The 13,124-nt window shown below is 61.3% G+C and carries 10 protein-coding genes and 1 tRNA gene; 6 read left to right on the top strand and 5 right to left on the bottom strand.

Features of this window, described 5'->3' with window-relative positions:
* Positions 1 to 126: 126 nt before the first annotated feature.
* A complete protein-coding gene (locus HW554_RS17245) occupies positions 127 to 1,014 on the bottom strand; it encodes a DNA/RNA non-specific endonuclease (RefSeq protein ID WP_176909820.1) in 888 nt (295 codons plus the stop codon).
* 244 nt (positions 1,015 to 1,258) lie between these two features.
* Positions 1,259 to 3,478, bottom strand: coding sequence for a T9SS type A sorting domain-containing protein (locus HW554_RS17240; protein WP_176909819.1), 2,220 nt, complete (start codon positions 3,476 to 3,478; stop codon positions 1,259 to 1,261).
* Between the two features lie 328 nt (positions 3,479 to 3,806).
* On the opposite strand from HW554_RS17240, the gene HW554_RS17235 reads away from it, so the two are divergent.
* The 3 genes from HW554_RS17235 to HW554_RS20880 all read left to right on the top strand — a co-directional run bounded on the left by HW554_RS17235 (position 3,807) and on the right by HW554_RS20880 (position 8,072).
* The gene (locus tag HW554_RS17235) at positions 3,807 to 5,177 is read left to right on the top strand and encodes a sigma-54-dependent transcriptional regulator (protein WP_176909818.1); all 1,371 of its coding nucleotides are present in this window, start codon (positions 3,807 to 3,809) and stop codon (positions 5,175 to 5,177) included.
* Between the two features lie 111 nt (positions 5,178 to 5,288).
* A complete protein-coding gene (locus HW554_RS17230) occupies positions 5,289 to 7,766 on the top strand; it encodes a PAS domain-containing hybrid sensor histidine kinase/response regulator (RefSeq protein ID WP_176909817.1) in 2,478 nt (825 codons plus the stop codon).
* 183 nt (positions 7,767 to 7,949) lie between these two features.
* Positions 7,950 to 8,072, top strand: a complete 123-nt coding sequence (locus HW554_RS20880) for a hypothetical protein (protein WP_262889915.1) — start codon at positions 7,950 to 7,952, stop codon at positions 8,070 to 8,072.
* 87 nt (positions 8,073 to 8,159) lie between these two features.
* Here the strand turns inward: HW554_RS20880 and HW554_RS17225 are convergent, their stop codons facing one another.
* Positions 8,160 to 8,519 (bottom strand): T9SS type A sorting domain-containing protein, encoded by a 360-nt coding sequence (locus HW554_RS17225; RefSeq protein WP_176909816.1) that lies wholly within the window; start codon positions 8,517 to 8,519, stop codon positions 8,160 to 8,162.
* A gap of 179 nt (positions 8,520 to 8,698) precedes the next feature.
* Between HW554_RS17225 and HW554_RS17220 the strand changes: the two genes are divergently transcribed.
* The 3 genes from HW554_RS17220 to HW554_RS17210 all read left to right on the top strand — a co-directional run bounded on the left by HW554_RS17220 (position 8,699) and on the right by HW554_RS17210 (position 11,907).
* Entirely contained in the window at positions 8,699 to 9,814 is a 1,116-nt protein-coding gene (locus HW554_RS17220; RefSeq protein ID WP_176909815.1) for an NAD(P)/FAD-dependent oxidoreductase, read from the top strand.
* Between the two features lie 96 nt (positions 9,815 to 9,910).
* On the top strand, positions 9,911 to 11,104 hold the full coding sequence (locus tag HW554_RS17215; protein ID WP_246285426.1) for a type III polyketide synthase: 1,194 nt from the start codon (positions 9,911 to 9,913) through the stop codon (positions 11,102 to 11,104).
* A 95-nt stretch (positions 11,105 to 11,199) separates the two neighbouring features.
* The gene (locus tag HW554_RS17210; RefSeq protein ID WP_176909814.1) at positions 11,200 to 11,907 is read left to right on the top strand and encodes a methyltransferase domain-containing protein; all 708 of its coding nucleotides are present in this window, start codon (positions 11,200 to 11,202) and stop codon (positions 11,905 to 11,907) included.
* 3 nt (positions 11,908 to 11,910) lie between these two features.
* Here HW554_RS17210 and HW554_RS17205 read toward each other — a convergent pair whose 3' ends face one another.
* Both HW554_RS17205 and HW554_RS17200 read right to left on the bottom strand, forming a co-directional pair.
* On the bottom strand, positions 11,911 to 12,822 hold the full coding sequence (locus HW554_RS17205; RefSeq protein ID WP_176909813.1) for a histone deacetylase family protein: 912 nt from the start codon (positions 12,820 to 12,822) through the stop codon (positions 11,911 to 11,913).
* Between the two features lie 202 nt (positions 12,823 to 13,024).
* Positions 13,025 to 13,099 (bottom strand) — tRNA-Val (locus HW554_RS17200).
* Between the last annotated feature and the right edge of the window lie 25 nt (positions 13,100 to 13,124).

The following is a 13,124-nucleotide window of genomic DNA, read 5'->3' as shown; positions in this document are numbered from 1 at the left end:
GGTAGGGCCGTCATCAAAAAGAGGAGGCCGCATCAGTGCGGCCTCCTCTTTTTGATGACGGCCCGGCTCCGCTTACCGGAAGCAGCACCAAAGCATTTGTGCAGGGCCAGTTACTGGCCCGCCAACTCAGCTGGTGGGGCCGTTGTCTACCTTGGCCTCAATGGTCGTCTGCACGCTGGCTGCTACGGCCGAGAGCAGATCGTAGCCGGTGGCTTGCTCGATGGCGTTTACGCTGGTGCGGTAAGTGCCCCAGGTAGTGCTGATGCTGTTATCGTTGGGGGTGTCGATGGCAATAACCCGGGTGCTGGTCGTTACGCGGGCAGCATCGTTGGTGCCTACGGGCAGTACCACCACTACTTTCCAGCAACGAGCCGGCACGGTTACGCGGCCCTGGTCGAGGGTGGTTTTGTAGCCGGCCGAGCCGGTACCGCCCTTGCCGTAGCTGCCGGTGATGATGTAGAGTTCGTTGCCCGCGTTTACGAGCGTGCGGCAGTAGTTCTCCAGATTGGCCCAGGCCCGCTGGTTGTTGTTGGGGGCCTGCGGCATCATGTTGGTCATCAGGAAAGTGGCCGAGTTATCGGCTACCGAGCCGGTGCGGTCGGCTGAGGGGGCATTGTGGCCGCGGTCGAAACCCGAACCCGTGTAGCTGCTGCTGGTAACGCGGTACCAGCCGCTGGGCAACGAGTTATCGGAAGCGAAATTATCCTGGCGCGGGGTGCTGCCGAGCCAGGCGCTGCTCAGGTGCCAGCTTACCCAGTTGGGCGTACCCCGGTCGCGGTGGTACGACATGCTGAACTGGGACTTGTTGACGAGGTAGTTCCAGTAGAAGCTGGTATTGGCCTGCGCACCGCTGGGGTTGCCCAGAGCCATATTGTTGTCGCGGGTAGCAGTAACGGCATCGGCCACTTGCGAGCTAATGGCAGGGCTGGCGGGTTCCACGGCTTCTTTGGAGCAGGAAACTGCCAGGCCGGTGAGCAGGGCCAGGCCCAGCATGCGAGAGAGGGTACGCGACATGAGATGGTTGTGAAGAAGTGGGAGAGAACTGAGGAACACAAAGTTGGCACATCATTCTGGTGGAGATGTTACCGCTATATTATCATTAATCTCTAGCCAACTGCCCTGCTACGTATACCCACGCGAAAAGCCCCGCTGGCCTGCAACCAACGGGGCTTTCCGGCTTTCATAGCCATCAATCAAACGAATAGTACACCTAAATAACCTTTGCGCGCCAGCCTGTCAACCAGAGCCAGCCGCCAGCTTAGCGGCCCTGCGTGAGCACCAGCCGCTGCCGGCCTACCAGATGGCCGGCGGCATCGTTCACAATGGCCTGGTACACGCCGGCTCCCAGATTGGGAACCGTTGCTTCCATGGCGTTGCGCAGCGGCTGCCGGCTTACCAATGCCCCCTGCATAGAGTAGAGCAACAGCTCGTACCCTCCTTCGGGCAACCCCGATAGGCCTCCGATGCGCAGCTGACTGCCGGCCGGAGCCGGATTAGGATACAGTACCAACGCTGCGGCCGGGGCCCGGCGCGTTACGGCCACCACTGCCGAGTACGTTTCGGTACCATCAAGATCGACCTGGCGGAGTCGGTAGTAGAGCAAACCAGCCGGGAGCTGGGCCGCAGCGGCATCGGTGAGATTGTAGGTCCGGTTGCCGGCGCTGTTGCCCGCAGCCTGCTGCCGCCCCACGGCCACAAAACCACGACCAGCCTGTGCCGAGCGCTCTACTTCGAAGTACGAACTGTTCAGTTCAGCAGCCGTTTCCCAGCTAACATCAACGGCCAGACCGTTGGCGCGCGCCCCAAAGGCCGTCAACTGCACGGGCAGCGGGCCGGTAGGCCGAACAATAGTGGTGGGGAAGCCGGTGGGCCGGTCTTCGGCGAAGGCAAAGTAGATGCGGGCATCATTCAGCACCGCCACACCGGTGGCCAGCTCTACTTCCACCCAATCAAAATCCTGGGTGGTCAGGAAGGTCACCTCAAACTGTCCGCCCGCCAGCAGCTCCAGATCAAGCAGGCTGCTGCCCGTGGCCGTTTCGACCAACGTACCACCATTTGCGCCGCTGTACGTTCTGATGCGAATGTTGGAGAGTACGTTGGCATCGACCAAGCCAGTGCCCAGGCCCAGCCGTACGCCAGCCAGGTTGCCTGCTTTACCGGGTGCGTCGAGGCGCAGCTTCAAGCGGGGAGCAGTCAGCACTTCCAGCAGGCTGCCTACGGTAGCAAAGTTGCCTGTCAGGTTGTTATCAGCCGCCAGCTGCGGATTACTGATGAGACCTGCGGTGCCACCCACCTGGAAGTTGTTGGCTGGGTTGGCAAACGACGAAAGCCGGGGCTCCTGGTCGCGGAACGTGCTGGGCGTTACGCCGAAGCCGTAATAGATCCGCAGATTATTGAGCAGATCCACCACGCTGGTGCGCTGCAGCTCTACCCGGTCGAAAGGCTTGGTAGTGGTAAAGCGCACCACCGACTGGCCATTGGGTAGCACCTCCAGCTGCAGCAGGTCGCGGCCGCTGGCCTGCTCCTGCTTCACGCCTCCTTGGTACGTAGTAATACGCAGCTTATCGAGCACGCTTACATTGAGCAGGGTTCCCGAGCCCAGCACAAAGCCCGCTACGTAGCCAGCCGGGGCCGGGCCCTCAAGCTGGGCTTGCAGGGTGTTCGGGCAGCTCACGCCGACTAGAGCGTTGAAGGTAGCAAAGTTGGTCAGGTCGTTATCAACGGTGTTTTCGGGGTTGCTTACCCCACTGTTCACGCATACGGTAAGGCCGTTGTCGTCCTTTACCTCCGTGCTGTAGTTGGCGGTGGTCGGGTTATCGAAGCGCGTAACTAAACCTTCCGTTGTATCAATCACATTGGCATCGATGGCGTAGGCGTAAAGAACATCAAGCTCATAGCCTAGAGAAAGCAAAGAACCGGCCTCCAGCTCAATCTGGTCGAAAGGCTTTGTAGCAACAAATTCAAGTCGAACGGCCCCGCTTTCTTCCCCTAAAACTGTCTGTACCAAGGTAGCTGCTACCGTAAAAGACTCCTGATTGCTTGAGTTTAGCAATGTCCGCAACACTATCCGGGGAGCTAAACCTACGTTGAGTCTGATTATGTCCAGCAAATTGCCCTTACGCCGCACAACCACGCCAGCACGATAGTTTTTAGGGGCCTGCTGGGCCATATTCATACGTAGCTTGACGGCATTGCCCAACAGCGAGATAGAAGGCACATCGATAGTAGCCGCCGAACTGAAATTTCCATCAGCGGCCAGTTCAGGATTTTTAACATCGCCAAAACAGGTCGTGACGCTGGCAAGACCAACGCCGATGGTGGAGCAGGTCCGGATAACATTGGTACCGCTGGCTCCACCAGCCGAGTAGATGGGCGCACTGGCTGCCGAAACAGTTTGAACAGCCGCGAGCAGGAGCGCGGCCAACAGCACCAGCAGGCGAATGCCGCGCCAGGTGCCGAATGAGTAGAGAGCAGACATAAGCAGCAAGTAATAAGTTGACAGCCATGCGTATGCAGGCCTGCTACTTAATGCCAACTACCCGGCCATCTCTGTTTCTACCACCTTGTCCTTTGACTATCAATATATTAAGGGCATTGTAAGTTTTACCTATTGTTCCAATACGAGAAAAACCATCCCTAACCGGGACTTTTTGGTAAGCCGGCTATTCCCGCTTATACTCGCACTTATAATTGCTCCGCTCTTCTCCTTCCCCGAAAACAACCTTCCCAGGATTAGAATGCTCCCACAGTCCTGCTAGCTCTCAAAGACTTGCAGCCTAGGCGCGTTCTTGCCTTTTCCCCTGTCTATGAGCTCCACTTCTATTTCGATTTTTATTGTTGAGGACAACGACTGGTATGCCGAATTATTGGCCTACAAGCTCACGCAGAACCCCGATTACGTTGTCCGTCGTTTTGCTACTGCCCAGTCGTGCCTCGATAGCCTAAGCGAGCCGCCCGATATTATTACGCTCGATTATGCCTTGCCCGATGGCCGGGGCGATGAGGTGCTGCGCCGGCTTAAGGAGCGCCTGCCAGACGTAGCCGTAATCGTTATTTCGGCCCAGGAGGATATTCGTACGGCCGTCGGGCTGCTACAGCAGGGCGCCTACGAATACCTGGTGAAAGACGAGGAAACCGCCGACCGACTCTGGTTTACGGTGAGCAATATTGTGCAGCAGCTGGCCCTGCGCCGTGAAAACACCCAGCTACGCAAGCAAATCGGTCAGAAATACGATGCGCGGCGGGCCATCCGGGGCCACAGCCCGGCCATGCGCCAGCTGTTCACCCTCATCGACAAGGCCGCTCGCACCAATATCACCGTGTCTATTGTGGGCGAAACCGGCACCGGGAAAGAACTGGTTGCCAAGGCTATTCACTACGGTTCGGACCGGCGCGAGGCATCTTTTGTAGCCGTGAACGTGGCCGCCATTCCGCGCGAGCTGCTGGAAAGCGAGCTGTTCGGCCACGAGAAGGGCGCCTTTACCGGGGCGGTGGCCCGCCGCGTGGGCCGTTTCGAGGAAGCGCACCGGGGCACAATGTTTCTGGATGAGGTAGCCGAGCTGGATCTGAGCCTGCAGGCCAAGCTGCTGCGGGTGTTGCAGGAGCGCGAGGTATGCCGGGTGGGCGGCAACGGCGCTATTGCCTTCGACGCCCGCCTGATGGTGGCCACGCACTGCGACCTGGCCCGCGAGGTGCGGGAAGGCCGGTTTCGGGAAGACCTCTACTACCGTCTGCTGGGCCTGCCCATCGAGCTGCCCCCGCTGCGCGAGCGGGGCGACGATGTGCTGCTGCTGGCCGAAGGGTTTCTGCAGGAGTTCTGCCAGCAGAACAGCCTGGCGGCCTGCACGCTTTCGGAGGAAGCCCGGCAAAAACTGCTGCGCTACTCGTTTCCGGGCAACGTGCGCGAGCTGAAAGCCCTGGTAGAGCTGGCGGCCGTGCTGGCCGAAAACGGCACCATTGCCGCCACCGACTTGCCCCTGCGCAGCCCCCACCCCGCCGCCGATACTGCGGGCGGAGTGCTGCCGGCCGACGAGTCGTTGCGGGCCCAGACGACGGCCATTGTCCAGCACTGCCTCAACCGATACGACGGCAATATCCTGCAGGTAGCCGCACAGCTGCAAATCGGCAAGTCCACCATCTACCGCATGCTGCAGAACGGAGAAGTACAGCTACCGTAAGCAAGCCGCGCACCGACAGTTGCCTACCTTACTGCTCCGGCAGTGGCCGAATTGCCCGCCCGGCTTTGGCCGCTGCTGGTCAGCAACTGGTTTTCATCAGCTTCATCTACCATGGACTCTATCCGGTATCGGCAGCAGGCCCGGCAGCTCCGGCAGACCCGCCAGCAGCTGGAAAGGCTGCGCCAGGAGCTGACGGCCGCTACCGAGCGGGCCGAAGCCGCTACCCACCTCTACGACGCGCTGCCGAGTTTCCTATTCGTCTTCGACCTCCCATCTAACAGCCTGCACTACTGCAACCGCGTTGCCGAAACCCAACTGGGCTACCCGGCAGCCGAATTGCGGGCCATGGGTCCGCGCGTGCTTGAGGTGCTGATGCCCACCAACGAGGCCGAAGAGCTGCGCCACCATTACCGCGAGGCAGAGGCCCTGCCCGATGGTAAGCTGCTCTCCTTCGACTACACCATGCAGCACCCCACCGGCATTACGCGCTGGCTGCGGCTGACCAGCACGGCCTATGCCCGCGATGCGCAGGGCTGCGTTACGCAGGTGCTGAGTAATGCCGAAGACATAACCCGCTGGAAGATAGCCGATGAGCAGCGCCGCTCGGCTAACCGCCGCCTGGCCGAGCAGAACCGCCTGTTCCGGCAGGTGATTGACACGGTACCCAACCTCATCTACCTAAAAGACAGAAAGGGCAATTACGTGCTGGCCAATGAAGCCACCGCCCGCTTTTACCATCTCTCGCACGAGGAGCTGCTCCGGGCCACACTGCCCGAGCTGGAGGCCCGCTTTCCGAGCATGGCCCAGTACCGCCGCCAGGACAGGCAGGTGATGAGCTCGGAGCAGGAAATAGACGAGGAAGCTCCCCTGACGGATGGGCAGGGTAATATCCGCTGGTTTCGGACGGTCAAGCGTCCGTTCATACTCACCGACGGCACCGTGCAGGTGCTGGGAGTAGATAACGACATCACCGAGCTCAAGCACACCCAGCAGGCGCTGGAGAAAGCCAAGGAAGCCGCCGAGCAGAATGCGCAGGCCCGCCAGAACTTTCTCACCAACATGAGCCACGAAATCCGGACCCCGCTCAACGGCATTGTGGGGCTTACCGGGCTGCTGGCCAAAACTCCGCTTACCGACGAGCAACGGCTGCTCCTTACCCACGCGCAGGAATCGGCCGATAACCTGCTGGTGCTCATCAACGATGTGCTGGATATGGCCCAGCTGGGCGCGGGCCGGATGCGGCTCGAACACGTACCCTTCGACTTGGAGCAGGTGCTCCGGGCCAGCTGCCAGGCGCTGCTGCCCGCGGCTACGGCCAAAGGCATCAGTCTGCGCCTGCAGCTGCCGCCCGCCGGAGCCGGCCCGGCCCGCGTACTCGGCGACCCTCACCGGCTCCGGCAGGTATTGCTCAATCTGCTCGGCAACGCCGTGAAATTTACGCTTAAGGGGCAGGTACTGCTTACCTATGAGTGCTTTGACCTCACTTCTGCCACGCCACAGTATCGGTTTTCGGTGCTCGATACGGGTATCGGCATTGCCCCCGAGCAGCTACGCGAGCTATTCGAGCCCTTCACCCAGGCATCTGCCAGCACGGCCCGCGAGTTTGGCGGCTCGGGGCTGGGGCTGAGTATTTCGCGGGGCCTGGTAGAGCTGCAGAACGGCCAGCTGACGGCCAGCAGCGAGCCGGGCAGAGGCAGCACGTTTCGCTTTACAGTAGCCCTGGCCCCGGCCCCGGCGGCCCTACCCACGCCGCCGGAGCCGACCCCCAATTACCAGCGGCTGCGCGGCTACCGCATATTGCTGGCCGAAGACAATGCCGTGAACCAGCTGCTGATGCAAACCATGCTGCGCGGCTGGGGTGTGGAAGCCGACACGGCCTCGACGGGGCAAGCGGCGCTGGCACTGTTCCGGCAGCACCGCTACGCAGTGGTGCTCATGGACATCCAGATGCCGGGGCTCGATGGTGTGGCCACAACACAGCTGCTGCGCCAGCACCCCGACCCGGCCCGCGCAGCCACGCCCGTAGTTGCCCTCACGGCCCACGCTATGCCCGGCGACGCCGAACACTACCGTGCCGCCGGTCTCGATGGCTACCTGGCCAAGCCTTTCCGAGAGCAGGCCCTTTTTGCCCTTCTGATCGAGTTACTGGGCCTTTCCCCAGTTGCCGATGCCCGTCGTCCTGCCCAGCCAGCCGAACCGGAACCGGCATCTAGCCACCAGGCGACGCCGACTACCAGCCACCCTCCGCTGTACAGCCTGGCATCGATACGCCGCATTTCGGGCAACGACGAGGGCTTTGTGCGGCGGCTGGTTACCCTGTTCATCGAAACCACGCCTCCGGCCGTAACGCGGCTGGAGCAGCACTTACGGCAGCAACAGCCCACCGAGCTGGCGGCAGCGGCCCACTTCCTCAAAAGCTCCACCGATGGGCTGCAGCTGGCCAGCCTGCGCCCTGTATTACTGTCTTTACAAGCTGTAGCCACCGGCCCTACTTCGCCCGACTGGGCTGAGTTGGGCCAACTCGTCGGGCAGGTGCGCGTCACGGTCGACGAGGTAGTACGGCTGCTACAGGAGGAGTTTCCGGCTTAAGCCCAGCCGCCGGCAGCACCGGCACTGCATCGTTGGGGTAGCTTGTAAAGACAAGCACATAATTATACTGCAACTTAGGTGGCGTGTTTAGGGTTAGAGATGAGTGCGGCAACGCCACTGGAAGACCCTTCGGGACCGACCGGGGCAACAAGCCGAATTATTTCTTCATTTCCTCCCCTTTCTATGACTGCCTTCCTGATTTTTCTGGGCATTGCCCTTGCTACCGCCCTGCTGGCTTTTGATACTATCGACAACCTCAAAGCCATGATCCAGCCGCAAACCGTACCCGTGCGCAACGGCAACTAGCCCGACCACTGGTATAGCCAAAAAAAGGTCTCTGCTACGGCAGAGACCTTTTTTTATCCTTCTATTCTGAGAGAAGCAGGTGGTATGCTAGCGAATTACGAGCTTGCGCATCTCGCTGGCGTTATCGGCCTCCAGCTTCACGTAGTAGAGGCCGTTGGCGAATTTGCTCAGGTCGAGGGTGCGGCTGTACCGGTCGCGCAGCTCCGTGAGCGACTCGCGGTACATAACCGTACCGATGACGTTGAGTACGCGCAGCTCCAGCTTACGGCCCTCGAAGCCGTTGATATTGATATGCACGATGCCGGTGCTGGGATTAGGGTATACCGTCAGGGCCTTTTCTTCGGCAGCAACGGGCGCTTTGCCGGGCGGCTGCGCCTGAGCCCAAAGGCCCGGTACGGCTACAGTAGTCAACAAAGCCAGCAAAAGAATACGTAGGAGTGTAAGCATATAGTGCCTTAATGAGGTGAACCCGAAAGAGTTTCGGGCTGACTAGTACTAAACGACCAGGGAGAAATTTAGGTTAACAAAAATACTCGCTCATTCTGGTAAAGCCATAAAATAGTACCCATCGTCGATGAATAGATTTGCTAGCCGTTTTCTCTCACGCCTTTAGCCGCCGAAATAAGTTGGACGTTATCATTATTGGCGGAGGACTGGGTGGGCTGTGTGCGGCCCTCGATCTGGGGCAGCGCGGCCATGCGGTTACGCTGGTCGAGCGGCGGCAGTATCCCTTTCATCGGGTGTGTGGCGAATACGTTTCCAACGAGGTGTTGCCCTACCTGCGCCGGCTCGGGGCCGACCCGGCCACGCTGGCCCCGGCTGGCATCAGCCGGTTTCAGGTTAGCTCGCCGGCCGGCCAGCTGCTCGATGCCCCCCTCGATCTGGGCGGCTTCGGCATCAGCCGCTACGTGCTCGACGAGTTTTTGTACCACCAGGTGCTGGCCGCGGGCGTTACGGTGTTGCACGCTACCGTGGCCGATGTGGAGTTCGACCCGGCCACAGATACCCACGCCGTGCTGCTCTCCGACGGCCGCAGCCTGCCAGCCCGGGTGGTTATCGGCACCTATGGCAAGCGTAGTGCCCTCGACCGGCAGCTGGAACGGCCCTTCTTCACGCAACGCTCGCCTTACATGGGCGTGAAGTACCATTTGCGCTACCCCGATATGCCGCGCGACCTGATTGCGCTGCACAACTTCGCCGACGGCTACGCGGGTATTTCAGCCATCGAGGACGACAAGTTCTGCTTCTGCTACCTCACCACCCGCCGCAACCTGAAGGCCCACGGCACCATTGCGCAGCTGGAGGCCAACGTGCTGGCCCGCAACCCGCATCTGCGCCATATTCTGGAAACGGCCGAAGTGCTGTATCCGCAACCCGAGGTTATCAACGAAATATCATTCGCCCCCAAAACCTGTCTGGAGCGCCACGTTTTGCTGGCCGGCGACGCCGCCGGTCTGATTACCCCACTCTGCGGCAACGGCATGGCCATGGCCATTCATGGGGCCAGCCTGGCCGCCGCGCATACTAGCAATTTTCTGCGGGGCCACCTGAGCCGCCCGCAGCTGGAAGCCGCTTACACCACCGATTGGCAAGCCCATTTTGGCCAGCGACTACAGGTGGGCCGCGCCGTGCAGCGCCTGTTTGGCCAGCCTCTGCTCAGCGAAATGGCGGTGCGCGGCCTGCGCCGCTGGCCCGGGGCCGTACGCGCCCTTATGCGCCGCACCCACGGCGCCGAATTTTAGACATTTGCCATTCCACGCCCACCCTGCTCCGGCTGTCCGCTTTAATCATCATAAAGCTGTAACCCAAGCGGCACGATTTTTACGTAAACTGCCCCGATGAGTAGTTATTTGTGTGCCATTGGCACCGCCAATCCGCCCCACCGTATTCCGCAAACGCAGATTGCCGACTTCATGGCCGCCGCCCTGGAGTTTGACGAGCGCGACACCCGTAAGCTCCGCGCCCTGTACCGGGTTTCGGGTATTGGCCACCGCTACTCGGTGCTGCCCGATTATGCGCGGGTGAACGGAGAGTTTGAGTTTTTTCCGAATACGCCGGGCCTGGAGCCCTTTCCGGCGGTGGGCCGGCGCATGGCCGAGTACCGCCGCTTTGCGCTGCCGCTGGCCGTAGAGGCCGTGCGCGCCTGCCTGAAGCAACTGCCGGAAGTCGAGCTAAGCACGGTTACGCACCTGATTACAGTGAGCTGCACCGGCATGTACGCGCCGGGCCTCGACATTGAGCTGGTGGGGGCGCTGGGGCTGCCGGGCCATGTGCAGCGCACTTGCGTGAACTTTATGGGCTGCTACGCGGCGGTAAACGGACTGAAACTAGCCGACGCGTTCTGCCGGGCCACACCCCGGGCGCGGGTGCTGGTGGTTTGCGTAGAGCTGTGCACGCTGCACTTCCAGAAAAGCCCCGAAGACGACCACTTGGTATCAAACGCCTTGTTCGGCGACGGCGCAGCGGCTGTGCTCGTGCAGAGTACGCCGGCCGCCCACCAGCCCAGCCTGGCCCTCACGGCTTTCCACTGCGACCTGGAGCCCAACGGCCACGCCGATATGGCCTGGCACATCAACGATTTTGGCTTCGAGATGACGCTTTCGTCGTATGTGCCGCGCATGATTCAGGACGGCATCGGGCAGCTGACGCAGCGCCTGTTGGCCGATTTGCCGGTTGAGCTAGCCGATATCCGGGCGTTTGCCATCCATCCCGGCGGCCGCAAAATTCTCGAATCCATCGAGCAGGCGCTGGGTTTGAGTGCCCACGACAACCGCTACGCCTACGCCGTGCTGCGCGAGTACGGCAATATGTCGTCGGCGACGGTACTGTTTGTGCTGGCCCGGCTGATGCGCGAGCTGACGGCCGCAGACAACGGAGCGCCCGTGCTCAGCTTCGCCTTCGGCCCCGGCCTCACCCTGGAAGCCATGCTGCTGACGGTGGCCTCAGAGAACATGGGAAATGAGGCGCAACGTGCGGAAATGGACAAGGAGAGTGAAGTACAGCAGCCCCGGGCCGTAGTTTTGGCCACTTAAGCGCTTGCCTTACGCCCGGCCAACTACTGTTCTCATTCCGGCGATTCACAACACAAAAGCCAACAGCTATAAGCTGAAAGTTACCAGCTAACAATATGCCCGACTTACGCGCCCGTTCGGAGCAGGAGGAGCTGATGGACGACCTGACGCTGGCCTCTGATGAGTTGCGGCAGAACCTCGACGAGCTGGAAACCGTGAACACCTGGCTCGGCGGCTACGCCCCGGTGCTTGATGCCCTGGCACGTCTGCGGCCCGATTTTCCGGCGGGCCGGCCCCTGCGCATCGCCGATTTGGGCAGTGGCGGCGGCGACACGCTCCGCCAGATTGCCCGCTGGGCCCGTCGCCGGCGGGTATCCGTCGAGTTGGTTGGCATCGACGCCAACGCCTTCATGCTCGATTACGCGGCTGCCAAAGCCCGGGCCTACCCCGAAATCAGTTTTCAGCAGACCGACATTTTCGCCCCCGACTTCACCCGGCAGTCGTTCGATATTCTCACGGCCAGCCTGTTCTGCCACCATTTCTCCGATGAGCAGCTGGTGCAGATGCTGATCCAGTGGCACCGGCAGGCCGGATTGGCCGTCATCATCAACGACTTGCACCGCCACCCGCTGGCCTACCACAGCATCCGCTGGCTCACGCGGATGCTGGGCGGCTCGCGCCTCGTGCAGCATGATGCGCCGCTGTCGGTGGCCCGCGCTTTTACCCGCCCCGAGCTGGAAGCCCTGCTGGCCGCCGCTGGCATCCGGAACTACACCCTGCGCTGGCGCTGGGCTTTTCGGTGGCAGTTGGTTATCAGTGCGTAGTGCTTAGCCCCATAAATCGGCGGCTACGCGGAACGTGTTGGCGTGCGCTTCTATGATGTCGATGATACTGGGCGAGTAGCCGCCGCCCATGCACACTACCACCGGCAGGCCGTGCTGGTGACAGAGGCCAAGTACGTAGGCATCGCGCTGGCGGCAGCCTTCGCGGCTCAGGCCCAGGTGGCCCAGCTTATCGGTGGCCAGCACATCTACCCCAGCCAGGTAAAATACGAAATCGGGCTGGTGCTCGGCCAGCAGGCGGGGCAGTGTATCGCGCAATAGGGCCAGGTAAGTAGTGTCATCGGTACCGTCGGGCAGGGGCAGGTCGAGGTCCGACTGCTCCTTGCGGTGCGGGTAGTTGCGGGCACCGTGCACGCTGAGCGTGAATACGCGCGGCTCGTGGTCGAAAATAGCGGCCGTACCGTTGCCCTGGTGTACATCGAGGTCGATGATGAGCACCCGGCGCACGCCCAATGCGGGATGCGCCAGCAGATAGGCGGCGGCGGCGGCCTGGTCGTTGAGCAGGCAGAACCCTTCGCCCCGGTCGCGGAAGGCGTGATGGGTGCCGCCGGCAATGTTGAGGGCCACTCCACCGCTGGCCAAGGCCCGGCAGGCGCACTCCAGCGTACCGCCCAAAATGGTCGTTTCGCGGGTAATCAGCTCCAGGCTCCAGGGAAAGCCGGTGGCCCGCTCCTCCTGCCGGCTCAGCTCGCCGGCCTGCAGACGGCGAAAATAGTCCGCGTCATGCACCCGCAGCACATCGGCTTCGGGCGGCGGCTGGGGCGCAAAAAAGGCCGATTCGGGCACCGTGCCCTCGCGCAGCAGCTGCTCGGGCAGAAGCTCGTACTTGAGCATGGGAAAGCGGTGGCTGGCCGGCAGCGGATGGGCATAAACGGGGTGCCAGGCAATGGAAAGCATGCACGGAGCTGGAAAAAGAGATGATGCAGGAAAGGTGCGCCCGTTTCGGCCAACGGCGCGGCTACTACGGGCGCTATTGGTTAACCGGCGGCGTGGTACTTCGGCGGCACCCGGCCCAGCTACGGTCGTTTTAACCGCTACTGTCTTAACAAAAATAACCGCCGGATAAGGGCGGTTATTTCCCGGATTTATCGGGCTTTTGTGGGGCGTATCGGGCTCGAACCGATGACCCCTACCTTGTCGAGGTAGTGCTCTGAACCAACTGAGCTAACACCCCTGAGTGTTTATCGGCATAACCTGCC

This window comes from Hymenobacter lapidiphilus (genome assembly GCF_013377885.1).
GTDB lineage: Bacteria > Bacteroidota > Bacteroidia > Cytophagales > Hymenobacteraceae > Hymenobacter > Hymenobacter lapidiphilus.
Note: the sequence above shows the minus strand (reverse complement) of the source record. Positions and strands in the feature narration are given on the sequence as shown.

Excerpts from the sequence above, each read along its gene's own strand:
- HW554_RS17245 (WP_176909820.1), bottom strand. The coding sequence starts at position 1,014 with ATGTCGCGTACCCTCTCTCGCATGCTGGGCCTGGCCCTGCTCACCGGC.
- HW554_RS17240 (WP_176909819.1), bottom strand. The coding sequence starts at position 3,478 with ATGTCTGCTCTCTACTCATTCGGCACCTGGCGCGGCATTCGCCTGCTG.
- HW554_RS17235 (WP_176909818.1), top strand. The coding sequence starts at position 3,807 with ATGAGCTCCACTTCTATTTCGATTTTTATTGTTGAGGACAACGACTGG.
- HW554_RS17230 (WP_176909817.1), top strand. The coding sequence starts at position 5,289 with ATGGACTCTATCCGGTATCGGCAGCAGGCCCGGCAGCTCCGGCAGACC.
- HW554_RS20880 (WP_262889915.1), top strand. The coding sequence starts at position 7,950 with ATGACTGCCTTCCTGATTTTTCTGGGCATTGCCCTTGCTACCGCCCTG.
- HW554_RS17225 (WP_176909816.1), bottom strand. The coding sequence starts at position 8,519 with ATGCTTACACTCCTACGTATTCTTTTGCTGGCTTTGTTGACTACTGTA.
- HW554_RS17215 (WP_246285426.1), top strand. The coding sequence starts at position 9,911 with ATGAGTAGTTATTTGTGTGCCATTGGCACCGCCAATCCGCCCCACCGT.
- HW554_RS17210 (WP_176909814.1), top strand. The coding sequence starts at position 11,200 with ATGCCCGACTTACGCGCCCGTTCGGAGCAGGAGGAGCTGATGGACGAC.
- HW554_RS17205 (WP_176909813.1), bottom strand. The coding sequence starts at position 12,822 with ATGCTTTCCATTGCCTGGCACCCCGTTTATGCCCATCCGCTGCCGGCC.